The 25359-nt window shown below is 63.1% G+C and carries 20 protein-coding genes; 8 read left to right on the top strand and 12 right to left on the bottom strand.

Going from position 1 to position 25359, the window contains the following annotated elements:
- Positions 1-7 precede the first annotated feature (7 nt).
- Positions 8-670: an aquaporin gene (locus tag V8J82_RS16455; protein WP_339976695.1), complete on the top strand. Its 663-nt coding sequence runs from the start codon at positions 8-10 to the stop codon at positions 668-670.
- A 73-nt stretch (positions 671-743) separates the two neighbouring features.
- On the opposite strand, the gene V8J82_RS16460 is transcribed toward V8J82_RS16455, so the two are convergent.
- A complete protein-coding gene (locus tag V8J82_RS16460; RefSeq protein ID WP_339976697.1) occupies positions 744-1370 on the bottom strand; it encodes a helix-turn-helix domain-containing protein in 627 nt (208 codons plus the stop codon).
- Positions 1371-1435: 65 nt separating this feature from the next.
- On the opposite strand from V8J82_RS16460, the gene V8J82_RS16465 reads away from it, so the two are divergent.
- From V8J82_RS16465 to V8J82_RS16475, 3 genes are all read left to right on the top strand, one after another.
- Positions 1436-2950 carry a class I adenylate-forming enzyme family protein gene (locus tag V8J82_RS16465; protein WP_339976699.1) on the top strand — a complete coding sequence of 505 codons (1515 nt, stop codon included), beginning with the start codon at positions 1436-1438 and terminating at the stop codon, positions 2948-2950.
- Positions 2947-3603, top strand: coding sequence for a DsbA family oxidoreductase (locus V8J82_RS16470; RefSeq protein ID WP_339976701.1), 657 nt, complete (start codon positions 2947-2949; stop codon positions 3601-3603). The genes V8J82_RS16465 and V8J82_RS16470 overlap by 4 nt, the downstream gene beginning before the upstream one ends.
- 81 nt (positions 3604-3684) lie before the next feature.
- Complete coding sequence (locus tag V8J82_RS16475) at positions 3685-4911, top strand: multidrug effflux MFS transporter (RefSeq protein WP_339976703.1); 1227 nt, start codon at positions 3685-3687, stop codon at positions 4909-4911.
- Here the strand turns inward: V8J82_RS16475 and V8J82_RS16480 are convergent, their stop codons facing one another.
- The 4 genes from V8J82_RS16480 to V8J82_RS16495 form a co-directional block, all read right to left on the bottom strand.
- Positions 4912-5643, bottom strand: coding sequence for a DUF2306 domain-containing protein (locus V8J82_RS16480; protein WP_339976705.1), 732 nt, complete (start codon positions 5641-5643; stop codon positions 4912-4914).
- A 97-nt stretch (positions 5644-5740) separates the two neighbouring features.
- A complete protein-coding gene (locus V8J82_RS16485; RefSeq protein WP_339976707.1) occupies positions 5741-6145 on the bottom strand; it encodes a hypothetical protein in 405 nt (134 codons plus the stop codon).
- A 153-nt stretch (positions 6146-6298) separates the two neighbouring features.
- Complete coding sequence (gene mfd, locus V8J82_RS16490) at positions 6299-9766, bottom strand: transcription-repair coupling factor (protein ID WP_339976709.1); 3468 nt, start codon at positions 9764-9766, stop codon at positions 6299-6301.
- A 51-nt stretch (positions 9767-9817) separates the two neighbouring features.
- Positions 9818-10414 (bottom strand): component of SufBCD complex, encoded by a 597-nt coding sequence (locus V8J82_RS16495; RefSeq protein ID WP_339976711.1) that lies wholly within the window; start codon positions 10412-10414, stop codon positions 9818-9820.
- A gap of 66 nt (positions 10415-10480) precedes the next feature.
- Here V8J82_RS16495 and hemB point away from each other — a divergent pair, with 66 nt between their 5' ends.
- From hemB to V8J82_RS16515, 4 genes are all read left to right on the top strand, one after another.
- A complete protein-coding gene (gene hemB, locus V8J82_RS16500) occupies positions 10481-11479 on the top strand; it encodes a porphobilinogen synthase (RefSeq protein WP_339976713.1) in 999 nt (332 codons plus the stop codon).
- 152 nt (positions 11480-11631) lie between these two features.
- Positions 11632-12207 (top strand): lipid-binding SYLF domain-containing protein, encoded by a 576-nt coding sequence (locus V8J82_RS16505; RefSeq protein WP_339976715.1) that lies wholly within the window; start codon positions 11632-11634, stop codon positions 12205-12207.
- A gap of 69 nt (positions 12208-12276) precedes the next feature.
- Positions 12277-12753 carry a DUF302 domain-containing protein gene (locus V8J82_RS16510; protein ID WP_339976717.1) on the top strand — a complete coding sequence of 159 codons (477 nt, stop codon included), beginning with the start codon at positions 12277-12279 and terminating at the stop codon, positions 12751-12753.
- Between the two features lie 51 nt (positions 12754-12804).
- Complete coding sequence (locus V8J82_RS16515; protein WP_339976719.1) at positions 12805-15285, top strand: penicillin acylase family protein; 2481 nt, start codon at positions 12805-12807, stop codon at positions 15283-15285.
- 37 nt (positions 15286-15322) lie between these two features.
- Here V8J82_RS16515 and V8J82_RS16520 read toward each other — a convergent pair whose 3' ends face one another.
- From V8J82_RS16520 to V8J82_RS16550, 7 genes are all read right to left on the bottom strand, one after another.
- Positions 15323-16555 carry a sensor domain-containing phosphodiesterase gene (locus V8J82_RS16520; protein WP_339976721.1) on the bottom strand — a complete coding sequence of 411 codons (1233 nt, stop codon included), beginning with the start codon at positions 16553-16555 and terminating at the stop codon, positions 15323-15325.
- Between the two features lie 122 nt (positions 16556-16677).
- The gene (hflX, locus tag V8J82_RS16525) at positions 16678-17937 is read right to left on the bottom strand and encodes a GTPase HflX (RefSeq protein ID WP_339977342.1); all 1260 of its coding nucleotides are present in this window, start codon (positions 17935-17937) and stop codon (positions 16678-16680) included.
- Between the two features lie 53 nt (positions 17938-17990).
- Entirely contained in the window at positions 17991-18224 is a 234-nt protein-coding gene (hfq, locus tag V8J82_RS16530; protein WP_339976723.1) for an RNA chaperone Hfq, read from the bottom strand.
- Between the two features lie 127 nt (positions 18225-18351).
- Positions 18352-19869, bottom strand: coding sequence for a TrkH family potassium uptake protein (locus V8J82_RS16535; protein ID WP_339976725.1), 1518 nt, complete (start codon positions 19867-19869; stop codon positions 18352-18354).
- A 16-nt stretch (positions 19870-19885) separates the two neighbouring features.
- Positions 19886-21262: a Trk system potassium transporter TrkA gene (trkA, locus tag V8J82_RS16540; RefSeq protein WP_339976727.1), complete on the bottom strand. Its 1377-nt coding sequence runs from the start codon at positions 21260-21262 to the stop codon at positions 19886-19888.
- A gap of 408 nt (positions 21263-21670) precedes the next feature.
- Positions 21671-23068, bottom strand: a complete 1398-nt coding sequence (gene ntrX, locus V8J82_RS16545) for a nitrogen assimilation response regulator NtrX (RefSeq protein WP_339976730.1) — start codon at positions 23066-23068, stop codon at positions 21671-21673.
- Positions 23065-25335, bottom strand: coding sequence for a sensor histidine kinase NtrY-like (locus V8J82_RS16550; RefSeq protein ID WP_339976732.1), 2271 nt, complete (start codon positions 25333-25335; stop codon positions 23065-23067). The genes ntrX and V8J82_RS16550 overlap by 4 nt, the downstream gene beginning before the upstream one ends.
- Positions 25336-25359 lie beyond the last annotated feature (24 nt).

The following is a 25359-nucleotide window of genomic DNA, read 5'->3' on the forward strand; positions in this document are numbered from 1 at the left end:
GCTAACCATGGGGACGTTGCTGCAAAGACTGGCCGCAGAGGGCCTGGGTACGCTGTTTCTACTGGTCGCCGTGGTGGGTTCTGGCATCATGGCGGCGGATCTGTCGCCCGACAATATCGGCGTGGCCCTGCTGGCCAATGCGGTGGCGACGGGCGTGGCGCTTTATGTGCTGATCACCATCTTCGGTCCGGTTTCCGGTGCGCATTTCAACCCGGCGGTGACGCTGGTCTTTGCGCTTCGGGGTGAGATCGCGCCCGTTTTGGCGATCGCCTATGTGGCAGTGCAGATTGTGGGCGGTGTGTTGGGCGTCTGGCTCGCCCATGTGATGTTCGATCTGCCGGTGCTGCAGATCTCGGTAACGGCGCGCAGCGGGCCGGGGCAATGGGTGGCGGAGGTCACGGCGAGTTTCGGCCTGGTTCTGACCATCCTGGGCGGGTTGCGCCATGCGCCGGGCCAAGTCGCGGCTTTGGTCGGCGCCTATATCACCGGCGCCTATTGGTTCACCGCCTCGACCAGTTTCGCCAACCCTGCCGTGACCATCGCGCGGTCATTCAGCGATACCTTCGCCGGGATCGGCCCCGGTGACGCGCCGCTTTTCATTGTTATGCAGATTGTCGGGGCCATTCTGGCTGTCCTGGTCGCGCGGCTGATCTTTCCGGCGCGATCCTAGCCGCTTGGCGGGGCCGAGCACGCGTCAGCGTGCGAGGCCCCCGGGCGACGCGCCGAAGGCGCGGCGCAATCCCTCAGGCCATGCCGGTGACCCACAGAATTGTCGCATCATCGTCCGAGATCGAGATCACGTTGTGCCCCATCGCGGCATCGTAATAGGCGCTGTCGCCACGTTTCATGTCCACCGGCTGATAGAATTCCGTGAAAAGCCGGATCTCACCGGTCAGCACATAGAGGAATTCTTCCCCCTCATGCCGGATCCAGCCGTCAAATTCCTCAAAGGCGCGCGCCCGGATCCGCGCGCGATAGGGCAGCATCGCCTTCTGGGTCAGTTGATCGGCCAGGATCTCATGCTCATAGGTGGTCGTCGGATGCGCCGTCCCCTCGCCGCGCGCGGTCACGGCCATGCGGCCCCCGCCCTGGGGCGTCGCGGCGGGCGTGAACAATTGCGGCACGCTGATTTCCAGCCCAACGGCCAGCTTTTTCAGCGCGTCATAGGTGGGCGACATCTGCCCGTTCTCGATCTTCGACAGGGTCGAGCGGGCCAGCCCCGCCTGTGTCGCCGCCTGTTCCAGCGTCCAGGACCGCGCCTTGCGCAATTCCCGCACCCGCGCGGCCAGATCGACGGGTTCCGCCAAAGCATCGCCGCCCGAGGCACGGGCCAGTTGGATCAGGCTGGGTTCGCTTTGCTCTTGCGTCATGGCGGGGGCGTAGCGCGATCCGGCCCCCGCTTGCAACCGGTCAAGCGCGGCTTTAGGGCAAGCCCATGACGCCCACCGCCCCCTTCAACCTTGCGCGCTACGTCTTGGAGGCGGGCCGCGCCACGCCCGACAAGATCGCGCTGGCGATCCTGGGTCCGGCCCGGTCCGAGCGCTGGTCCTATGCGCGCCTGCCCCAAGCCGTCGAGGCCGCCGCAGGGGGGCTGCGCGCGGCCGGGTTGCGGCCCGGTGACTATCTAATGTTGCGGCTGGGCAATGACGCGCATTTTCCGCTGGCCTATCTGGGTGCGATCTGGGCCGGGATCGTGCCCATTCCGACCTCTGCCGCGCTCACCCGGCCCGAGGTGACGGCACTGTGCGCCGCCTTGCCGCCCGCCGCGATCCTGGCGGGGCCCGACATCGCCCTTCCCGACATTTCCGCACCGGTTCTGACGCCGGACGTATTGCGCGGCACAGCCATTGCCTGCCATGACACGGGGCCAGACGATCTGGCCTATATCGTTTTCACGTCCGGGTCGTCCGGGCGGCCAAAGCCCGTCGCCCATGCCCATCGTGCGGTCTGGGCGCGGCGGATGATGTGGGAGGGCTGGTACGGGCTGCGCACAGAGGATCGGCTGCTCCATGCCGGGGCGTTCAACTGGACCTATACGCTCGGCACAGGCTTGCTTGATCCCTGGGCGGCAGGGGCCACGGCGCTGGTGCCTGCGGCGGGCACCGATCCCGCCACACTGGGTTTGCTGGCCAAGCGCCATGACGCGACGATCTTGGCGGGCGCGCCCGGGATCTTCCGGCGCCTGCTGCGCCAGGGTCTGCCACCGCAACCCGAGCTGCGCCATTGCCCGCCGCCCCTGCCCAAACTGCGCCACGGGCTCAGCGCGGGGGAGGCGCTGCCCGTCTCGATCCGCGCGGCGTGGCGGGCCGCGACCGGGACGGATATTCACGAGGCGCTTGGTATGTCGGAATGCTCCACCTTTCTGTCCGGATCGCCGCAGCGCCCGGCGCCGGAGGGCCATATCGGCTATGCCCAACAAGGCCGCCGCCTGGCTGTGGTCGATGACCAGGGCGCGCCGCTTCCCGATGGTACCGAGGGCACTTTGGCTGTGCATCGCAGCGATCCGGGCCTGATGCTGGGCTACATAGATGGCGCGGGCGCGGCGCCCGATTTGCCCCTGACGGGCGATCTGTTCCTGACCGGTGACCGGGTGATCCGCGGGGCCGATGGCGCCTATCGCTATCTGGGCCGACGCGACGCCTTGCTGACGGCGGGTGGCTACCGCATCGCCCCACTGGAAATCGAGGCCGCCTTCGACGGCGCGCCCGACCTATCGGAATGCGCGGCGCTCACCCTGCACCCCACACCCGAGACCAGTATTCTGGCCCTTGCCTATTCCGGCGCGGCAGACGAGGATGCCCTGACACGCCACATCACCAATCGTCTGGCCGACCACAAACGCCCAAGGGCTTACATCCGCTTGGCCGCCCTGCCCCGTGCAGGCAACGGCAAGCTGGATCGCCGCGCCTTGGCGCATGTTGTGGCCGAAGCCCTGAAGGACCCGCCATGATCAAGCTTGATATCCTGTCCGACCCGATCTGCCCCTGGTGCTATATCGGCTGGACCAACCTGGCGCGCGCGCTGGAACAGCGGCCCGATCACCCCTTCACCATCGAATGGCACCCGTTTCAATTAAATCCCGATATGCCGCCCGAGGGTATGGAGCGGCGCAGCTATCTGGAGACGAAATTCGGCGGGCGCGAGAATGCCATACGCGCCTATGCGCCGGTTGCTGAACATGCCGAGGCGGCGGGGCTGAACCTGAACCTCGAAGGCATCACCCGCACGCCCAATACACTCAACGCCCACCGGCTGATCCACTGGGCGGGGATCGAGGGGCGCCAGACGCCCGCAAAATTGGCCCTGTTCCGGGCCTATTTCATCGAGGGGCGCGATATCGGCGATACCGGCGTACTGACCGATATCGCGGCGGATCTCGGCATGGATCGCGAGATGATTGCCCGCCTTTACGACGGCGAGTCCGACGCCGAAGATATCCGCGCCCGCGACGCCCATGCCCGTTCGCGCGGCGTCAACTCCGTCCCGACCTTCATCGTGGCCAGCCAGCACGCCGTCCCCGGTGCCCAGCCGCCCGAGATGTGGCTGAACGTGATCGACGAGTTGTCAGAGCAAATCGCTCAAGCCAAAGAGGCCGAGGCGTGATCGCGCCGTCAACAGAGCGCGCTTGCCCCTTCATCTTGGCAAAAAAACTCATAATCCAACGCGATCCGCACGGGCCACGTCATGAGTGACAGCGCGTCAGCCCCCCAAATTGTCACCCCGCGTCTGTCGACAGCTGAGTTCATCGCGCTGATGGGCATGATGTTCGCCACGATTGCCTTTGCCATCGACGCGATGTTGCCCGCCCTGCCCTCGATCGCAGCGGAATTGACGCCCGATGCGGTCACCTTGGCGCAGCTGGTTTTGACCAGCTTTGTCATCGGCATGGGCGTGGGCACGTTCTTCACCGGCCCGCTGTCGGATGTGTTCGGGCGCAAGCCGGTGATCCTGGGCGGTGCGGCGCTTTATATCACGGGGGCGGCCTTGGCCTGGGCGGCGCCGACCCTGGAACTGGTGTTGTTCGCGCGGGTCTTGCAGGGGATCGGCGCCGCGGGTCCACGGGTCGTGTCGATGGCGATGATCCGTGACCTTTATACCGGACGCCAGATGGCGCGCATCGTGTCCTTTGCGATGCTGATCTTCACACTGTTCCCCGCCGTCGCACCGCTGATCGGGGCGGCGATCATCTGGGGCTTTGGCTGGCGCGCGATCTTCCTGAGCTTTGTGCTGTTCTCGATCATCTCGGTCGGCTGGCTGATGCTGCGCCAGGCCGAGACATTGCCGCGCGCGAAGCGCCGCAAGCTGGTCGCGGCCGAATTGTGGGAGGGAGCGCGCGAGGCGCTGTCCTTGCGGCAGATGCAATTGTCGATCCTGGTGCAGATGCTGATTTTCGGGATGCTGTTCGGGATCCTGTCCTCGATCCAGCAGATCTTCGATCTGACCTATGATCGCGGCACGCATTTCCATTGGTATTTCGCCGCCATCGCCGTGCTGTCCGCCCCGGCGGCGCCGATCAATGGGCGCTTGGTGGTCAAGCTGGGCATGCGCCCGCTGATCCGCAGCGCGATGCTGGTCCAAGCCGCCTGCGCCAGCACAATGCTGGTGATCCTGAGCCTTGGTTTGCCATTGCAGGTCGAATTCTGGGCCTATTTCCTGTGGTGCGCCTCGGCCTTCATGACAATGGGCTTTACCATCGGCAATCTGAACGCCCTGGCGCTGGAGCCGTTGGGCCATATCGCGGGCTTGGCCGCCTCGCTGATGGGCGGGCTGGCCACCGTATCGGGCGCGCTTCTGGGCGCGTTGATTGGGCAGCTTTACAATGGCACGGCCCTGCCGCTGGCCATGGCCAGCGCGGTGCTGATGGCGATTGGCTGGGTGATCATGCGGCAGATGCCGCGCGAACAGGTGTGATTATTCGGCCGGATGCGCCTGGATCGCGCGCCGGTCAAGCCGCCACCACCAGATCGCCACCACCAACACGTTGGGCACCCAGCAGGTCCAGCCAAGATAGGGAAAGACCACCTCAAGGTCCCAAAAGATCCGCAGGATCGGCAATTGCAGGCGGAAGGACACGGCGCCGAAGCTGAGCGCCGCCATCATCACCATCCAGCGCCGGTGCCGCTCGTACTCCTTGCGCAGGACATACCAGATCCCCATGACCAGGGCGCCGAACCAGGCGATGGAGCCAAGGGCAAAACCGATCTCGGACCAAAGAGGGTAATTCATGTTAAACGAGATCGGCGGCGTGGTCAGGGCCGAGATCGTGACGATCGGCACCAGCGCCCAGCCCAGATAGACGTGCTTTCGACGATCCCCGCGGCGCCACATGCGGCTGACCTGCAGCGGCACCAGGATCACCGCCAGCCCGCCGAAAATCATATGCACCGCAAGCGTCGTGCCGTAATTGGCGATGTGATAGGCGACGTGATCGGCGCCCCGCTGGATGCCTTCGACCACAAAGCTCCACCAGGCGGCGGCCAGGCCCTGGTCCAGCGCCGGGAAAAAGCCGTGGATCAGGCCCGCCGGGACAAATTTGAAGGCTGAGATCGCCGACAGGGCTGAAAAGAACAAAAACGCATACCAGCCCCAGCGCGGGATCTGCCGGGGCGGTAATGCGCGGGGTCTTGCGCGATGCTCTCTCATCGGGATCGGGGCCTGTGCTGAGCCGCGAAATAGCAGCGTTGCAATTTCCTACCGGAGAACGACGGCAAAGCTCAATCCACCCGCGCGGTTTTCAACGCTACCGGAGCATAAAGTCCACACTTCCCTGCAGCGTATAGGGCAGGTTTGGCACCTCGATTGGCGTGTCCTGGGCGCTGTCGGTGCAGGTGACCAATTCCAACTCGAAGTTGGCCGCGACATGGTCGTCCAGGCGCGTGCGATCCACCATCGCGACGGCATCCTCTGCCGCAATGGTGCATTTCACGACCCCGTCAAAGCCCGTCTCGGGCGCGGCAAAGCGCACATAGGTGTTGTGAGGATTCACCACATTGGTCTGGCCCAATTCGGATTCAAGCTGGAAGGTCAGCGACAGATGATTGTCGCCGCCGCGGATCGACCAGCCATCGCCGTCGACCCAATTCACGCGCACCTCTTCATTGGCCTGGGACACATCCGCAAGAACCGCGCCCGCAGCGTCAGTCAATGTCCAAGAAAATTGTGTGCCTTCCGCCGAGGCAAAGGCGGGCAGGCAGCAAAAAACGATCATGTAACGATACATGTCGGAACCCCGTGTCGATTGAAGCGTGAGGGGGCGGGTATCATAGAAGCCGGGCAATGGCCCGCATCTTGTCGAAGATCAGGCCGTCTCGGCGGTGCTCCGCGCGTGCATCGCCAGATCGCGAGCAATCGCGAAGGCGCCTTTGATCTTGTCGGCATCCCGTTTCCAATCGCGGCGCACGACAATCTTGTTGTCCTTGACCTTTGCCAGACCGTCTTGCGCCTGAACGAAAGCGACCAGACCGCCGGGATTGGGGAATTTATCGTTGTGAAACTGGATCGTCGCGCCTTTCGGCCCGGCATCGAGCTTGGCGATATGGGCGCGTTTGCACATCGTCTTGATCCGCACCACCAGAAGCAGCGTGTTGACTTCTTTCGGCAGCGTCCCGAATCGGTCGATCAGCTCCGCCGCGAAGCCTTCCAGATCCACTTTGGATTCCAGCTGGCTGAGGCGGCGATAGAGGCCCAGGCGCACGTCCAAATCCGGCACATAGGCGTCGGGGATCAGGACCGGCACGCCCAAATTTATCTGCGGCGACCATTGGCCATCGTCACCCGGCAGCCCCTCGGCCTCGCCCGAGCGGATCTTGGCAATCGCCTCTTCCAGCATGGATTGGTAAAGCTCAAAGCCGACCTCTTTGACATGGCCCGATTGTTCCTCGCCGACGATGTTGCCTGCGCCGCGAATATCGAGGTCTTGGCTGGCAATGGTGAACCCGGCGCCGAGGCTGTCGAGGCTGCCCAGAACGCGCAGACGTTTTTCGGCGGATGGGGTCAGTTTTCCGCGTGGTTTTGTGGTCAGGTAGGCATAGGCACGGGTCTTCGATCGCCCGACACGCCCCCGGATCTGATACAGCTGCGCCAGGCCGAACATATCGGCGCGGTGGATGACCATCGTGTTGGCCGTCGGGATATCGATGCCGGATTCCACGATGGTCGTGGCCAGAAGCACGTCGTATTTGCCGTCATAGAACGCCACCATCCGGTCATCGAGCTCGCCTGCGGCCATCTGGCCATGGGCGGTGACAAAGCTGACCTCGGGCACGTGATCGCGCAGGAATTCTTCGATCTCGGGCAGGTCCTGAATGCGCGGCACGACGTAGAAGGTCTGCCCGCCGCGATAATGCTCGCGCAGCAGCGCCTCGCGGATCGTGACGGCGTCGAATTCCGACACATAGGTGCGGATGGCAAGCCGGTCGACAGGCGGCGTGCCGATCATGCTGAGATCGCGGACACCGGAAAGTGACATTTGCAATGTGCGCGGGATCGGCGTGGCGCTGAGCGTCAGGACATGGACATCGCTACGCAGTTCCTTCAGGCGTTCCTTATGGGTCACGCCAAAGCGCTGTTCCTCATCGATGATCATCAGGCCCAGATCCTTGATCCGCACCTGTTTGGCGAGCACCGCATGGGTGCCGATCACGATGTCGACCGAGCCGTCGGCCAGCCCTTTGCGCGTGTCGGCGGCGTCTTTGGCGGACACGAAGCGGCTAAGCTGGCGCACGGTGACCGGGAAACCACGGAAGCGTTCCTTGAACGTTGCCGCGTGTTGGCGGGCCAGTAGCGTGGTCGGCGCGATCACGGCCACCTGCATGCCCGACGCTGCGGCCACGAAAGCGGCGCGCATGGCCACCTCGGTCTTGCCAAAGCCGACATCACCGACCACCAGACGATCCATCGGGCGGCCCAGGGTCAGATCTTCGAGGACGTCGGCGATGGCCGATAGCTGATCGTCGGTTTCCTCATAGGGGAAGCGGGCGCAAAACGCCTCCCACATATCGCCGGGCGGCTCGAAGATTGGCGCCTTGCGCAATTCCCGCTCGGCGGCGATGCGAATGAGCTTGTCGGCGATCTGCCGGATACGTTCCTTGAGCCGCGCCTTCTTGGCCTGCCAGGCACCGCCACCGAGCTTGTCGAGCAGCCCTTCGTCATGGCCGTACCGGCTGAGCAATTCGATGTTTTCGACGGGCAGAAACAGCCGGTCGCCGCCCGCATATTCCAACGCGATACATTCGTGCGGCGCGCCCGCGGCGGTGACGGTCTCAAGCCCCTTGTAGCGCCCGACGCCGTGATCGACATGGACGATCAGATCGCCTGGGCTGAGCGATTGCGCCTCGGTCAAGTAATTCTCCGCGCGCTTGACCTTGCGTTTGGGCCGGATCAGCCGGTCGCCCAGCACATCCTGTTCCGAGATCACGGTCAGCCCGGCGCCGGTGAAGCCTTCCTCCAATGGCCAGACCGCCAGATGCACCGGCAGATCCGTGCCGGATGCCACCGGAAGGCCGCCCATATCGGCGGCGTCCTTGATCCGGCGGGTATCGGTGATGCCCTCATCGGCCAGCAGGCCCTCCAGCCGTTCCCGCGCCCCATCGGACCAGGAGGCGATGACAACGGCGCTTTCGGCGCGTTTTGCTTGAACATGGGCCGCCAACGCCCCGAAAAGGCTCAGGTTTTCCTGTTGCCGTTCCGGCGCGAAGGACCGCCCCATACGTCCGCCCGCGTCGATTACGCCGGGCCCTGAAGCGGCAGAATGGACCGAGAATTGCAGCACACGTTTGCCCGAAATAGCCTTCGCCCAGGCCGCATCATCCAGATAGAGCAAGTCCGGCGGCGCGGGTTTGTAGACGGTATCGAGGCGGCCTTTCTGGGTCAGTGCCGTCTTCCGCGTGTCGTATTGGTCGGTGATACTCTCCCAGCGCGACAGGCGCTGCGGAGTGGATTGATCGTCTAGCGTCAGGGCGGCGCCGGGCAGATAATCGAACAGGGTCTCCAGCCGCTCATGGAAGAATGGCAGCCAATGCTCCATTCCCTGCGCCTTGCGCCCCGCGCTGACCGCTTCATAAAGCGGATCTTCGGAGCCGCCGGCGCCGAATTCGACCCGGTAGTTTTGCCGAAACCGTGCGATGGCGGGCTCATCCAAGATCACCTCTGAGACCGGCGCAAGTTCGACCCGGTCCAGCGTCTCTGAGGTGCGCTGGGTCGCGGCATCGAAACGGCGCGCGCCATCCAGCGTGTCGCCAAACAGATCCAACCGCACCGGCGCGGCCTCGCCCGGAGGCCAAACATCAATGATACCCCCGCGCACGGCATAATCGCCGGGCTCCGTGACCGTGGGCGCCTGCACATAACCCATGCGCACCAGGAAGGCGCGCAAGGCGCCCTCATCAATCCGGCCACCGACCTTGGCCGCAAAGGCCGAGGAGGCGAGCAGATCGCGCGGCGGTACATATTGCGTGGCGGCATTCAGCGTCGTCAGCAGGATGAACGACCCCGACAGCCCGCCAGCGAGAGCCGCCAGCGTTGCCATCCGCGCCGCCGAAATCTCGGCCTGGGGCGACACGCGGTCATAGGGCAGGCAATCCCAACCGGGGAATTCCAGCACCGGCACCGACGGATCGAAAAACGCCAACGCGGTGGCCATGGCCCGCAGCCGCTTGTCGTCGCGGGCCACATGCACAACCGGCCCCTTCGCGGCCTCGCGAAGGACAAGCGTGGCATCGAACCCTTCGGGCGCGCCACCGCAGAGGATGTGGTTTGGATCAGACATCGGACGCCTCACCTACCCCGCGGACGCGCCATGTCAAGGCGCGCGGTCCCGCTATCCCAGCGGACCGACATTCACATTCTGCCACATACCCCAAAACGCGGTGACGAAAATGAAGACGACCCCCAGCAACTGAACGATTGTCCGGTGCTGACGCAGCATCTGCGGCACGTTCTGAAAGTCATCGGCGCGCAGGCGTGATGAGGTCCAGACCCCAAGCGCCAGTACCAGCATGGCCGGGCAGAGCAGCAGGAAGATCGCCTGGCAGAACTCCACGCCATAGGCCCAGCCGATGATCGCCAAACCGCTGAGCAGGAAGGTCGCAAAGCCCGTCGCCACCGTGCCAGAGGTTTCCGCAAATTCCAGCATCCGGGCCGCATTCATCCGCGTCAGGATCATCATGTCGGTCTGGCTGGCCGCATGTCCGCGCCGCGCCTTCGTCACCAGATGGTACGGCACGCCGATCGTCCAATGGGACATCGAGGACCACAGGATCGCCAACACGATCCAATACCAAAGGTTCGAAAATGACCTAAGGTCAATCACTTCTGTTACGAGGTCGAGGAAATCCAAGGCGCAGCCACCGGCGGGAAGGTCGTTCGGCGCGCACAATAGGCGGCGGTCCCGCGGGATGCCAGCCCCTTGCGACACGCTTGCACGGGCGGCGTGGCCGTGGCACCTCTGTCAACATGCGTTGACGATCGAAAGACTTACAAAATGAGTGTCAATCAAGCCCCCTACCCGCTCAGCCGATTTCGCCGCACCCGGTCCGCCGCACCATTGCGCAACCTGGTTCTCGAAAGCACGCTCAGCGTCCATGATCTGATCTGGCCGGTCTTCGTCTGCGACGGGATGCAGGAACGTCAGGCGATTGCCTCGATGCCGGGGGTCGAGCGTTTGTCGGTCGATCTGATCGTCGGCGCCGCGCAAGAGGCCGCGGATCTGGGCATCCCGGCGATCTGCCTCTTTCCCTATACCGATCCGTCGAAAAAGACCGAGCTGTGTGAAGAGGCCTGGAACCCCGACAACCTGTCGAACCGTGCCATTGCCGCAATCCGCGATGCCGGTGTCGAGATCGCGATCATGACCGATATCGCGCTCGACCCCTATAACATCAACGGCCATGACGGGATCGTGCGCGACGGGGTCATCGTGAATGACGAAAGTGTCGAGGCGCTGGTGAAAATGGGGCTGGCCCAGGCGGCGGCGGGCGCCGACATCCTGGGGCCGTCCGACATGATGGACGGGCGCATCGGCGCGATCCGCGCCGCGTTGGAATCCGAAGGCCATGTGAATGTGACGATCATGTCCTATGCCGCAAAGTTCGCCAGCGCCTATTACGGCCCGTTCCGGGATGCGGTCGGTGCCTCGGGGGCGTTGAAAGGCGACAAGAAAACCTATCAGATCGATCCGCTGAATGGACGCGAAGCCCTGCGCTGCGTGGAACGCGACCTGCGCGAGGGGGCCGATATGGTCATGGTCAAACCCGGCCAGCCCTATCTGGACATCGCGCGCCAGGTCAAAGACCGCTTCGGCGCACCGACCTTCGCCTATCAGGTCAGCGGCGAATACGCGATGATCGAGGCCGCCGCCGCGAATGGCTGGATCGACGGCGACAAGGTGATGCTGGAAAGCCTGATGGCCTTCCGCCGGGCGGGATGCGACGGGGTGTTGACGTATTTCGCCCCCCGCGTGGCCCGGGCGCTGATCGGCTGACCACTATCGCTAGCGGCAAAATCGGCAAAAACCCGCAAACCTTGTGTCTTTGCAGATGACACAAAGGCAAAATCGGCGTATCGTCGCCGACGATGATCGGGGTGCAATGGATGCCCCGGCGACCAAAAAAACACAGGCAAGGCAGTATTCACATGACAGATCGTCGTTCCGACGCACCCCTTTCGCGGCGCACCCTTATGCTTGGCGCAGGTGCGCTGCCGCTTTTGGCGGCGTGTGGCAACCCGTTGGGCAGCGGCAATGCCTCGCGCATCGACGCCCGCGTGCAAGGAGCCGTCAGCTTCATGCAGCAGGAGGTGCCGGGCACCCGCGAATTGGTGAACAATGCCGCCGGGATGCTGGTGATGCCATTGGTGACCGAGGCGGGTTTTGGCTTCGGTGGTGCCTATGGGCGGGGCGCGCTTTTGATCAATGGCGCGACGGTTGATTACTACTCCGCGCTGTCCGGCAGCTTCGGGTTGCAGATCGGCGCACAGCAATACGCCCATACGCTGTTCTTCATGACGCCCGAGGCGCTCAGCCAATTCCGCAACTCCGTCGGTTGGTCGGTCGGCGCCGATGTACGCTATGCGCTGAACACCGACGCGGCCACGCTGGGCTTTGACACCGCCTCGATCTCTGAGCCGGTCGTGGCCGTGGTCTATGGGCAAGCGGGCTTGATTGTCGGTGCCACGCTGGACGGCACCCGCTACACCCGCATCATCCCCTGATCGCGCAAGCGTGACTGGCACCGGACCGCCGCCCCATGGCATTTCCGATCAAAACTGAAAGGAGATGCCATGCTTCGGCTGATTTGCGTGCTGCTATGCCTCGCCCTGCCCGCAACGGCGCAGGAGGTGCGGGATCTGACCCCGCGCGATGGATGGGCCGTTCACCCCACGGAGCATGATTTCGACACCCTCGTCGCGCGCACCCGCAGCGCCGTGTCAGAGAACGGGCTTGCCGTCGTCACCCGTGCCGGACCGACCGGCGCCGCCGCAAATCGCGGCATTTCCATCCCCGGCAATATGGTGATCGGCGCGTTCAACAACGATTTTGCCGTTCGGATCCTGCGCCTTTCGCCCCATGCGATGATCCATGCGCCGATCCGGCTCTACGTGACGGAAAATGCCGATGGTACAGCAAGTCTGAGTTATATTTTGCCGTCTGCGTTGCTGTCCCCCTATGCTGAGCCGGGCGAAACGGCATTGTTGGACGCTGCGGCAGAGCTAGATCAGATCTTCGCGGCCATTGCCGTAAGCGCGACTGCAAGGTAGACGCTGCGGATCGACTCGCAGCGGGCAAGGCTTCGGAGGGTCCAGCGCAGAATGGGAACACTATTGCGATGGCTGACGCGCCTGGTGGCGGCGGGCGTGGTGATGGCTGTGCTTGTCGTGACCCTCGGCTGGTGGATGGCGTCCCGGTCGATCCCCGATTACGACGCGGATTGGACGGTATCGGGCCTGGATGCTCCGGTTGAGATCGTCCGCAACACTGCGGCTGTGCCACATATCTTTGGCCTGACCGATCACGACATCTACTATGGTTTGGGCTTTTCCCATGCCCAGGACCGGTTGTGGCAGATGTTGATGCTGCGTCGCACGGCCCAAGGCCGCTTGTCCGAGGTGTTCGGGCGCCGCACGTTGGAAATCGACGATCTGATGCGTCGATTGGATATCGACGGCCATGCCAGCCGCTCGCTAAATGCATATTCCGATGACAGCCGCGCAATCATGCAGGCCTATGCCGATGGCGTGAATGCCTGGATGCGGCTGGTCGGTACCGAAGCGCTGGGCCGCGGCGCACCGGAACTGTTCCTGTTCGAGCCGCAGATCGCCCCCTGGCGTCCCAACGATTCCGTGGCCATCTCGGCCCTGATGGCGCTGGAAGCCTCGACCCATCATGAGGCTGAGATCCTGCGCGCACGCGCCTCGCTGACCCTGCCCGAGCCGGACCGGATCGCGGATTTGATGCCAAACGCACCGGGCACCGGCGCAGCCGAATTGGGCGATTACGCCAGCTTGATCGGCCTGGATCAGACGATGTTCGCCGATGCGGGCCACCCTTCGGGTCCGCGTGACGCGCTGCACCCGAATTGGCAGGGCGTGAACCGCGGAGGCGCGTCGAACATCTGGGCGGCAACGCCCGAACGATCCGCGGCGGGCGGCGCGCTGATGGCCTCGGACCCGCATATCACCCTGACGGCACCGTCATTGTGGTATTTGGCACGGCTGGAATTGGCGACGGGCGGCGTGATCGGGGCGACCATCCCCGGCACGCCCATTATCCTGAACGGGCGCACAGATCGGCTCAGCTGGGGTCTGACCTCGGCCTATCTCGACGATATGGACCTGTTCATCGAAGAGATTAATCCCGAAAATCCCGAGCAATATCGTACCCCCGACGGCTGGGCCACGTTTGAAACCCGTCGCGAGATCATTCGCATCGCCGACGAAGCGCCGGTGACGATCACCCTGCGCGCCACCGAGAACGGCCCTGTCATTCCGGGCGCCCATTGGAATCTGGACAGCGTCACGCCGCCCGGCCATGTGATGTCGCTGGGATGGACCGCGCTTAGCGACGAAAACACGACGATCCAGACCGGCCTGCGCCTGATGCGCGCCCGCACGATCGAAGAGGCGCTGGAAGCCGGCGAGGATTACGTGGCCCCCTCGGCGAACCTGCTGCTCGCCGGGGCCGATGGGCGGATCGCGATGCAGGTGCTGGGCCATATGCCCTGGCGCCTAGTTGACCACGAGACCCAGGCCCGGATGCCATCCCGTGGCTGGATCCCGGAAAACCGGTGGCAGGGCGTCACACAATATTTCGCCAATCCCACCTTTCTGGACCCGGAAAGCGGCGTTCTGGGCAATACGAACAACAAGATGGTGGATCGCGATTTTCCCCTGCATGTCAGCTTCAACTGGGGCGATACGCAGCGGATCACGCGCCTGAGCCGATTGATGGAGGCGCGCGAGGTCCATACGCGCGACAGCTTTATCGAGGCGCAATTGGATACGGTGTCGGCGGCGGCGCGCAATCTGTTGCCCCTGGTGGCGCGCGATCTGTGGTTCACTGGGGAGCCCGCGGCCCCCGGCACGCCGGAACGGCGGCGGCAGCGCGCCTTGTCGTTGCTGGCCGATTGGAACGGTGAGATGAACCAGCATCTGCCCGAGCCGCTGATCTTCGCGTCGTGGATGCGGCATCTGCAACAGCGCCTGATCCGGGACGATATCGGACCGTTGGCCGACGAATTCTGGCAGGTGGAACCGGTGTTTATCGAACGGGTGTTCCGCGATATCGATGGCGCCTCGGTCTGGTGCGATCTGCGCGCCTCAACGCTGGTGGAGAATTGCACCGATGCGGCGCGCTTTGCCCTGGATGCCGCGTTGCAGGAATTGACCGAGACCTACGGTAATGATCTGGAAAGCTGGCGCTGGGGGGCGGCCCATGAGGCGCTGCACGAGCACCCGGTTCTGGGCGAGACGCGGCTGTTTTCCTGGATCGTGAATATCCGCCAGGCCACATCGGGGGGTGATTTCACCCTGAACCGCGGGGCCGCGCCCGGCACCGGGCCGGAGCCCTATCTGAACACCCATGCTGCGGGGTATCGCGGTGTCTATGATTTCGCCGATCCCGACAGTTCGGTCTTCGTGATCGCGACGGGGCAATCGGGCCATCCGCTGTCGCGGCATTACGACGATCTGGGCGAATTGTGGCGCCGCGGGGAATATGTGCCTATGACGCTGGATCCGGAGCTTGCCCGGGCGGGCAATCTTGGCATCACGGTCCTGACACCTGCGGAGTAAGCCGCGGCGCGGCAACGCGCTGACGCCGGAATCTTCGCTAGGTCAGGGCGTGAAGCATGGGTGGCGGGGCGAGCACCTCTGCAAGCTTGGCCGGACGGCCCAGATGGAACCCCTGCCCCAATTGCACGCCCAGATCGGCCAGCGCGGCGGCCTCTCCAGCGGATTCGATGCCTTCGGCGACCAAGGTTGCATTGGTTTCGCGGGCATAATGCACCATGGCTGCGCAAAGCGAGCGTCGGGCGCGATCCTGGTGAATGCCATTCACCAAAGACCGATCGAGTTTAATGATTTCCGGCCGCAGCCGAACCATATGTTGCAGCCCGGCATATCCAGCCCCGGCATCGTCAATGGCGATCCGATACCCCAAGGACCGCAACGTGCTGAGCGCGCGATCAAGCTCGGCCCAATCGGCAACGGCCACATGTTCGGTGACTTCGATCACAACCCGCTCGGGCGGCATATCCGCCAGCACATCCGGCAATTTGCCGGAGGCGATGGTTTTCGGGCTGGCATTCAGGGACAGATACGAGCCTTCGGGCATCTCCGCCATGGCTTTGATGGATTCCTCCATCACAACCAATTCCAGGTCACAGCCCATCCCGACCCATTCGGCATCATCAAACCAAAGGTTTGGCGGCCTGTAGGGTCTGGGATCAAAGCGGCACAGCGCCTCAAGCCCGACGATCTTGCCACAGCGCAGATCCAGGATCGGCTGATACACGATTTCAAAGCGCCGCTCTTCGAGAATGACCTTGATCTGTTCGACAAGCGCGGCTTCGTTGTCGGAGGCCGTCAATTTGCGCCGCACCTCGTTTTCGATCATCTGCGCGAACAACTTCATCATCTTCAGATCACGCGTCGTCAGATCGGGGTTGGGACGTGGCGAATAGCAATTGAACATGCCGTAGATCGTGCCGTCGGCACGGCGGATCGGAACCCCCACAAAGCTGCGCACATTGAAGCGATGCGTGGTTTTCAACCCCATCGTCAGGGGCAATTCGAACGTGTCGGGGATCAATTCCGGCAGCCGACCGGCGCGCACATGCCAGCAATAGCTGCCCGCCAGCGGCAAACGCTCTCCGACGCGAATGGGATCATCGACGCCTAAACTGTCCACTGAGTTTACGATCAACTCGTCCCCGGCAAATTCGCAAAGATAGGCGCATTCCATGTCCAAATGCGTGCGAACGGCGTGTAACGCGTCTGAGATAACATCCTCGGTCCCGACCGGTTCGGCCAGCAATCCAGCAATTGTGCCCATCTCAGACATATGGGTCTCTCCACCAAAACGTACCCTTTACCCAAGGCACCGCTGAGTGATGGCGGAAGAACGTTAATAGAACGTAACCTGAACAAAATAATGTGTCATCGGTTTTAGACGTGCGATTTACCTTAGGATGCCGCCATCGCGCGAAATGCTTTGGCCTGGCGGTCGGTCCAGCGCACCTCAAGACGGGCGTGATCTTCTTGCTGCGTTTCGCCTTCGACCACCCCTTGTTCGAACAGCCAGGCCCGTCGGCGCCCGTCGCTGTGCGGCAGAAGCAAAACCTCGCTATGCCGGGGCGGCGACAAGGTTTCGGACACGGCGGTCAGCACCGTATCCAGACCCTCACCTGTCAGCGCGGAGGTCGTGAAGATATCCCCATGGCGCGTAGCTTCATTCATCCGCGCGGCGCGTGCCTCTTCGGGCAATTGGTCCAATTTGTTCCACACTTCGATCAGCGGCGCAGTTTCTGCCACGCCCAGATCGCGCAGGATCGCGCCCACATCCTCGGCCTGTTCCACGGTTTCGGGATGCGAGATATCGCGCACATGCAGGATTAGATCGGCGTCCAGCACCTCCTCCAGGGTCGCGCGGAAGGCGGCGACCAATTGCGTCGGCAGATCCGAGATGAAACCCACCGTGTCGGACAGGATGACATCGGTTTTATCGGGCAGCGTCACCAGGCGCATCGTGGGGTCGAGCGTGGCGAACAACATATCCTTCGCCATCACCTCCGCCCCGGTCAACCGATTGAAGAGTGTGGATTTTCCGGCATTGGTATACCCCACCAGAGCGACCACGGGATAAGGCACTTTTTTCCGGGCGGAGCGGTGCAAGGCGCGGGTTTTGACGACCTTTTGCAATTGTCGCCGGATCCGTGTGACCGCCTCGTCAATCGCGCGGCGGTCAGCCTCGATCTGGGTCTCACCCGGGCCGCCCACAAAGCCCAGCCCGCCACGCTGGCGTTCCAGGTGGGTCCAGGCCCGCACCAGCCGCGTGCGCTGATACGACAGCGCCGCCAATTCGACCTGCAGCACCCCTTCGCGAGTGGCGGCGCGATCGGCGAAGATCTCAAGGATCAAACCGGTGCGATCCAGCAGCTTGCAACCCCATTCCTTTTCCAGGTTGCGCTGCTGAACAGGCGTGACCGGGCCGTCGATCAAGACAAGACCGACATGCTCGGCTTCGATCCAGGCGCCGATCTCATCGATCTTTCCGGTTCCGAACAAAAGACCGGGCTGCGCACGCGGCAAGCGCACGATGTCAGAGCCGACAATCTCTAGATCGGGGAGCGCCGCAGCCAAGGCCACAGCCTCGGCCAGGGCGTGGTCGGGCCCCCGGCGGGTGCGATCGCTCTGGATATCGGGATGCAGCACAATCGCCCGCATCCGGCGCGCGGCCGGATCGGTCTCATAGCCTGCATTGTCGCGGCCGTCGCCGGTCACTCTTCCCCGTCATACAGGTTGATCGGCTGTGCCGGCATCACGGTGGAAATGGCATGTTTGTAGACAAGTTGCGATTGCCCGTCGCGGCGCAGCAGAACGCAAAAATTATCAAACCACGTGATGACGCCCTGTAATTTGACGCCGTTAATCAGAAAAATCGTGACGGGTACCTTTGTCTTGCGGACATGATTAAGGAATGCGTCCTGCAAGTTTTGTTTATTGTCGGCCATTTGTGTCGCGCCCTGTTGGTGTTTTACGTGTCCGAGTTAACCCCGGCTCTACCAGTCGGACGCCACTATGTCGGGCTTCGAACGGGATTTCCACCCCCTGTTCAAGGTCTTGGGCAGACGTGGTGCGCTAGTCACGCCAGAAGGCGGGATTGAACAAGGCAATTAGGACCAAGGTTTCGATCCGTCCCACAATCATCGCGGCCGCACAGATCAGCTTTGCCGCATCCGACAAGGTAAAATACGAGATCGGAGCCTCTCCGGCAACGCTGGCAAGCGGTCCTGTTGTTGTCAGGGTGGCAATCGCCAGGATCACAGCGGTTTCGAAGTCGAGCCCCGTTGCCGCCAATGCGACCATCACCGCCGCAATCGACAGCACCATCAGCATGAACACCACCCAGGCGATATAGGCGCCTTCCCGCCGAATGCGGCGCCCCAACCGCCCTGCCCCCGCCACAGAATTGGGATAGATCAGTTTCCCCATCTCGCGCACGCCATGTTTGTAGAGCGCATAGACCCGCAGCAATTTCACACCGCCCGCGGTTGTCGCGACGCCACCGCCCATCAACACCAGCCCCACCAGCATCAGACCGGGCGTCGATAGGCCGGACCAGACCCGGGCATCGCCCCAGCTATCGCTCACAAATCCAGTCGTTGTCAGAAAGGAAATCACCGTAAAGACGCTGCCCCAGAGGGCCCGAAGCGCGGCGTTGAAATTGGCCAGCTCGTCCACCTCAAGCGCGCCCATCCAATGGCGCGCGAACAGAAGGGTCGGGATCACGATGCCTGCGAACAGGGCCAGGCGGATCTCACGGTCCTTGGTCAGACGTTGGCGCAACTCGCGCCCGATCCCGCTGGCATAGGTGCGCCGGGACAGGGCGAAGACGAAGAAGACGAAGATCATCGCCTCACCGACTACGCCAGCGGGGCGGGCCTCGAGGTTGGACAGCGGCGAAATGCCCGATGTCGCCATGGTCGACATGGCATGGATCGTGGCGACCAGCGGCGCCTCGCCCGCCATGCTGAGCAGAAAGGCCAACACCGCTGTCAGACCCGCATAGATCGGCGCCAGGCGCAGCGCATGTTTGCGCAGCCGGGCAGAGGCGCCTGCGGCCCGCATCATCCCGCCCGCATTGACCACCTGGCCGCTGATATTGGCCTCGGACGTGACCTCGTAACCGCCCAGATTGAGCGGGGCGAGCACAGCGAAAGCGGTGACCCAGATCAGCAGGCCCCCGACCCAGCCCACGATCCCGCGCCAAAGATGCACGGCCGGATCCAACCGCGCCGGATCGAAAATCGGGGCGCCGGTCGTGGTCAGGGCGGACACCATATCGAAATAGACGTTGATGAAGCGGGTATTGCCGACCGCCTGGTCCATGGGCAGCGACAAGACCAAGGGCAACCACAGATAGGCCAGGAACAGCGTGGCCAGATGGCTGCGTTCCGAGGGCGGGCGCCGGGGCGCCTGGCTGGCAAATCCCAACAACAACGCTGCGGTCAGCACCATCATCGCGCTGTAGAGAAACACGCGCGCGGTCCTGTGTTCTTCCAAGACCAGACCGACCAGCGCGGGAACCAACATCGCCAGCCCGCTGAGCCCCAAAAGGACGGTGTAGAATGGCAGGTTGCGGAAATAGGTGGCCATGTCGCCGGATCCGCGGTCAGAAAAAGTCGATGGAGACTTGCAGAAGCGTCTCAACCGCCGGAACATCAGCCGTCAACGCAAAGATCGCGACGGCGTCGCCTTCCTCGATGCGTGTGCTGCCCGCGGGGCGGAAGACCTTACCCGACCGCTGCACCGCGCCGACCAAGGCGCCTTCGGGGAAGTCGATTTCGCGGATGGTTTTTCCGCAAATCGGTGAGGTCGACAGCACCTGCGCCTCGATCACCTCGGCCTCGGCATCGCCAATGGAATAGACGCCGCGCACGCGCCCATGGCGAATATGGCGCAGGATCGAACTGACGGTGGTGGCGCGGGGGTTTACATAGGCGTCGATGCCAAGGGGGTCCATGAGCGGGATCATCGTCGGATCGTTAACCAGGCTGATCGCCATCCCCGCACCCGAGGATTTGGCCCGGACCGAGGCAAGCATGTTGGTCTTGTCGTCATCGGTCAGGCTGAGAACAACATCGGCGCGCTCTACACCCGCCTCGCGCATCAGATCCACATCCAACCCGTCGCCATGCAGGACAATCGTGCGTTCCAACGCATCGGCCGCAACTTCGGCGCGGGCGCGGTTGGCCTCGATCACGCGGCTGCGGATGCGGGTTTCGCTGGCTTCAAGGCTGCGCGCGACCGCGAGCCCGACATTGCCGCCGCCGATGATGACGATGCGTTCCGGCGCGGCACCGGTCTTGCCGAAAATTTCCAACGTGCGCGGCACATCGGCGGCATGGGTGAAGACATAGATCTGATCGCCCGCAAACATCTGATCGCCGGGCTCGGGCGAGAACAACGTGCCCTCGCGCCGGATCCCGACGACGATGGCCCGCAGGGTCGAAAACAGCTCGGACAATTGCCGCAAGGGCGTGTCGAGCACCGGGCAATCGTCATCCAGCGCGATGCCCAACATCTTCGCATCACCGCCCAGAAAGCTTTCGGTGTCGAAGGTGGTGGGCGACGCGATACGGTTCAGAACCGCCTCGGCGACCTCTTTCTCGGGCGAGATCACAACGTCGATTGGCAGGTGGTCGCGGCGATACAGATCGGAATAGATCGCGTCCAGATAGCTGCGCGCCCGCAGGCGCGCGATCTTGCGCGGCACGCCAAACACCGAATGGGCCACTTGACAGGTGACCATGTTGACCTCGTCGGAAAACGTCGCCGCAATCACCATATCCGCATCCCGCGCCCCGGCCCGGTCCAGCACATCGGGATAGGAGGCAAAGCCGGTCAGGCCTTGCACGTCCAACGTATCGGTGGCCCGGCGCACAAGGTCGGGATTGTTGTCGACGACGGTGACGTCGTTGTTTTCAGAAGACAAATGGCGCGCAATTTGCCAACCAACCTGGCCTGCGCCGCAGATAATGACCTTCATGCGAGGATCCGTTTCAAAGGTCTTAAGTCACGACTTGTTGGCAGGTTGATCGGCGGGCGTCAACGGGGCGGTGCGCAAGAGGCACGGGATTGCGCCGCCTCCGGCGTCGCCGGAGGGCCTCGCACGCGAACGCGTGCTCGGCGGACACGTCACTCGGCCCATATCGATAGGAGGTGGACGTGATCTGACTGGCCACTTTCATAGACTCCAAGAACTGGCGCGTGTGAACCGAGCAATGCGCAGTCTAATCAGATCAGCGATGCCGAGACGCCTCCCACCCGACCAAATGCGCGCCGCTCTGCGGGACCGCGCCGACGGGCCGCGTCAGCGGACCCCGGCGCGCCAGGCCCAAACGGTGACCGACCGCTTTGCGGGCGTGTCATCGGCGGGAGCGCTTCGAGCCGATGATCAATCCTCGCTGACCTGCGCCACACGCGTGCCTGCTTTCGACGTCGTGACCACGCCAAGCGATTTCAGTTTGCGGTGCAGGGCCGAACGCTCCATGCCGACAAAGCTCGCCGTGCGGCTGATATTGCCGCCAAAGCGGTTGATCTGCGCCATCAGATATTGCCGCTCGAACAGCTCGCGCGCCTCGCGCAGCGGCAATGTCGTCAGCGAAGCCGACAACGCCATGTCTTCCTCCGAAGCCGGCGCCTCACCCTGGTTGGGCAAATCGCGCGGCTCGATCGGGCCCGATCCCTCGCCCAGGATCAGCACACGCTCGATCACATTGCGCAATTGGCGGACATTGCCGGGCCAGGCCATCGTTTGCAGCATCGCCGATGAATCCTCCCCAAGGTCCCGCAAACCAAGGCCCTGTTCGCGGTTGAAGAACTCGATGAAGTATTTCGCAAGATCTGGGATGTCCTCGCGCCGATCCTCCAACGCGGGCACCTCGATCGGCACCACGTTCAGGCGGTGGTACAGCTCTTCCCGGAACCGCCCGGCGGCGATCTCGGCGGCCAGGTCCCGCGTGGTCGAGGAAATCACCCGCAGATCGACCCGCACCTTGGCGGTGCCGCCCACCCGTGTGAAGCTCTGGTCCACCAAAACCCGCAGGATCTTCGACTGCGTGCCAAGCGGCATATCGGCGACCTCATCGAAATAGATCACCCCGCCATGGGCCTGCTCCAACAGCCCCTGCTCCACGCCCCTTTCCTGGCTTTCGCGACCAAACAGCACCTCCTCCATATGGTCGGGCTGGATCGAGGCCGAGGACACCGACACAAACGGCGCATCAGCGCGGTTCGATTGCGCGTGGATATAGCGCGCGGCCACTTCCTTGCCCGAGCCGGGCCCGCCGGTTAGCATCACCCGACCGTTGGATTTCGTGACCTTGTCAAGCTGGCTCTTCAAGGTGCGGAAAGCTGCGGAATTGCCCACCATATCCGAGGCGCGCGTATCTTGCCGCCGCAGCGCGCTGTTTTCCCGGCGCAGGCGCGAGGTTTCCATCGCGCGTTTGATCACCACCATCAACTGGTCGATGTTGAACGGCTTCTCGATGAAATCGTAGGCGCCCTGTTTGATCGCGGCGACCGCAATCTCGATATTGCCGTGGCCCGAAATGATCACCACCGGCACATCGGGGTTGTCCCGTTTCACATGGCCCAGGATATCGATCCCATCCATGTTGCTGTCCTTCAGCCAGATATCCAGGATCATCAGCCCCGGCGCGGCCTTGTTCAGCTGCGACATGCATTCATCGGAATTGCCCGCCATACGGGTCGAAAACCCCTCATCCTGCAGGATGTCACAAATCAGCTCGCGAATATCTCGCTCGTCGTCGACGACCAGAATGTCACTCATTCACTCTCTCCTTGCCTGTCGGGCAGTCGGGGCAATGTGATGCGGGCCATGGCACCGGGATGGGCGCCCTCGGCAAAGGGCGCGGCATCGTCCAGCTCCAGCGTGCCGCCATGCTCTTCGATGATTTTCTTAACGATGGGCAGGCCAAGGCCGGTGCCCTTTTCACGGGTGGTCACATAGGGTTCAAACAATTTCGCGCGGTCGGGTGGCAAGCCTATCCCATTGTCCGAGATATCGATGCGAACGGCATCCTCCAGCACCGCCATCGCCACACGGATTTCTGGCACGTGACCCTCTGGTGCGCCTTTTTCTTGAAGACTTTCAATGGCTTCTCCACCATTTTTCATCAAGTTTGTGAAGGCCTGTCCGATCATCGTCGCATCGACTTCGGCCATGATCTGCCGATCGGGAATATCGGCGATGATCCTGGTGCCCGGCTGGCCCGCCTTTTGCAGGACAACCGCGTTGCCGAGCAGTTCCGCCAGATCCTCGATGCGGGTCTCGGGCTCGGGCATGCGGGCGAATTTCGAGAATTCATCGACGATCCGGCGCAGATCGTTGGTCTGGCGCACGATAACCTCGGTCATTTGCTCCAGCGATGCCTTATCCTCATCCTCCAACTTGCGGGAAAACTTGCGACTTATGCGTTCTGCCGACAATTGGATCGGCGTCAGGGGGTTCTTGATTTCATGGGCGATCCGCCGCGCCACATCGCCCCAAGCGGCCATGCGCTGCGCGCTGACAAGCTGGGTGACATCGTCGAAGGCGACCACATAGCCCTCCAGTTCGCCTTCGAAATTCACCCGCGCGGCCATGCGCACCAACAGGCTTTCCTGTTTTGCCCCGCGCGTCAGCTTGATTTCTTCCTGAACGGCCTCGGCGGTGGAGCCTTTCAGCCGCTCAAAGAGCGGCGCGAATTCCGGCACTGCGGCCTCTAGCGTCAACCCGCTATCGCGTTGCTCAACCAGGGACAGCAGCCGCATGGCGGACCGGTTCATGAAATCCACCCGCCCGTTTTCAGCCAAACCGATGACGCCCGCCGTGACCGAGGACAAAACCGAGTCGAACAGGCGGCGGCGTTCCTCGGTCGTTTCATTCTGTTCGATCAGCGTATCGCGTTGGCCTTTGAGTTGCCGGGTCATTTGGTTGAACAACCGCCCCAGCATGGCAATTTCATCGTCGGTCTTTTCCTCGGGCACGCGGACATCCAGATCGCCCTGCCCCACGCGCTCCGCTGCGCCCGCCAGGCGCCCAACGGGACGCGACAAACGTTCACCGAAGCTCAGCCCGGCCCAAATCGCGGCGAGGATCATCAGCGTCGCAAAGCCTAGATATAATAGCGCAAAGTCGAACAAAAGCTGGCCGCGATCCGCCTCGACCTGCCGGTAAAGCAGTACGGTTTGCTCGGTTTCGTCCAGCAGCGCGATGATTTGGCCGTCTACTTCGCGGCTGACATAGAGGTATCTGTCCGGAAAGGCCGCCAGCCGGATCAGGGCGCGAAATTCATTCTGGGCGCGGTCTTCGGACAGAACGACCTCGCCCGCCTCGGCCTGCTCCAATTGTTCAGGCGTGGGGCGGTCGTAATCGAACAGATAGGAGCGTTCGCCGCGGGCCCGGATCTCTCCGCTGCCATCGATCACAAAAGCCTCGCGCAGACCGCGCTGGATCTGGCTTTGCCCCTGGCTGAGGACCTGACGCAGATCGCCATCCGACAGGAACGGCGCGGTGCGGCGTGTCACGTTCAGATATGTGGCCAGGGCGTTCGCATCCTGTTCCAGATCGTCGCGGTGTTCCTGCTGATAGGCGACCGCAGCCTCGACCGAATTGCCAAGCGCAATGGACACGCGATCGGAAAACCAGCCCTCAAGCCCCATATTCACGCTGAGCGTCGCCAGAACGGCGACGACGATGGTGGGAACCAGGGCGACAACGCCGAAAATCGCGGTCAGACGCAGATGCAGGCGTGAGCCAGCCGATTGAGCGCGGCGGCGGTCGACGATCCGCGCCACTTCGCGCAACACCAGCGCGACAAGCACCAGAATGTAGACAAAATCGGCCAGAACAACCAAGCGCCAGGCCGGGAAATCCGCATCTTCGGCCAGCGGTCCGAAGGCCAGCAATGTCGCAAGCGCCAAGATCGGCGCCAAGGCGACCAGGCCAAACGTACCGATACTGCGCGCGCGCTTCGAGCGGCGCAGCTCCCCCAGCCGATCCAACACAGGTTGTCTATCGCCCAAGCCGCGGGCGGGCTCATCCACCACTCGCATCCCCCATTCCGACGCATTCAGCCG

The organism is Gymnodinialimonas mytili (genome assembly GCF_037544085.1).
Taxonomy (GTDB): Bacteria; Pseudomonadota; Alphaproteobacteria; order Rhodobacterales; family Rhodobacteraceae; genus Gymnodinialimonas; species Gymnodinialimonas mytili.

Coding starts and splice junctions, on each gene's coding strand:
- V8J82_RS16455 (WP_339976695.1), top strand. CDS start 8: ATGGGGACGTTGCTGCAAAGACTGGCCGCAGAGGGCCTGGGTACGCTG.
- V8J82_RS16460 (WP_339976697.1), bottom strand. CDS start 1,370: ATGACGCAAGAGCAAAGCGAACCCAGCCTGATCCAACTGGCCCGTGCC.
- V8J82_RS16465 (WP_339976699.1), top strand. CDS start 1,436: ATGACGCCCACCGCCCCCTTCAACCTTGCGCGCTACGTCTTGGAGGCG.
- V8J82_RS16470 (WP_339976701.1), top strand. CDS start 2,947: ATGATCAAGCTTGATATCCTGTCCGACCCGATCTGCCCCTGGTGCTAT.
- V8J82_RS16475 (WP_339976703.1), top strand. CDS start 3,685: ATGAGTGACAGCGCGTCAGCCCCCCAAATTGTCACCCCGCGTCTGTCG.
- V8J82_RS16480 (WP_339976705.1), bottom strand. CDS start 5,643: ATGAGAGAGCATCGCGCAAGACCCCGCGCATTACCGCCCCGGCAGATC.
- mfd (WP_339976709.1), bottom strand. CDS start 9,766: ATGTCTGATCCAAACCACATCCTCTGCGGTGGCGCGCCCGAAGGGTTC.
- hemB (WP_339976713.1), top strand. CDS start 10,481: ATGAGTGTCAATCAAGCCCCCTACCCGCTCAGCCGATTTCGCCGCACC.
- V8J82_RS16505 (WP_339976715.1), top strand. CDS start 11,632: ATGACAGATCGTCGTTCCGACGCACCCCTTTCGCGGCGCACCCTTATG.
- V8J82_RS16510 (WP_339976717.1), top strand. CDS start 12,277: ATGCTTCGGCTGATTTGCGTGCTGCTATGCCTCGCCCTGCCCGCAACG.
- V8J82_RS16515 (WP_339976719.1), top strand. CDS start 12,805: ATGGGAACACTATTGCGATGGCTGACGCGCCTGGTGGCGGCGGGCGTG.
- V8J82_RS16520 (WP_339976721.1), bottom strand. CDS start 16,555: ATGTCTGAGATGGGCACAATTGCTGGATTGCTGGCCGAACCGGTCGGG.
- hflX (WP_339977342.1), bottom strand. CDS start 17,937: ATGCGGGCGATTGTGCTGCATCCCGATATCCAGAGCGATCGCACCCGC.
- hfq (WP_339976723.1), bottom strand. CDS start 18,224: ATGGCCGACAATAAACAAAACTTGCAGGACGCATTCCTTAATCATGTC.
- V8J82_RS16535 (WP_339976725.1), bottom strand. CDS start 19,869: ATGGCCACCTATTTCCGCAACCTGCCATTCTACACCGTCCTTTTGGGG.
- trkA (WP_339976727.1), bottom strand. CDS start 21,262: ATGAAGGTCATTATCTGCGGCGCAGGCCAGGTTGGTTGGCAAATTGCG.
- ntrX (WP_339976730.1), bottom strand. CDS start 23,068: ATGAGTGACATTCTGGTCGTCGACGACGAGCGAGATATTCGCGAGCTG.
- V8J82_RS16550 (WP_339976732.1), bottom strand. CDS start 25,335: ATGCGAGTGGTGGATGAGCCCGCCCGCGGCTTGGGCGATAGACAACCT.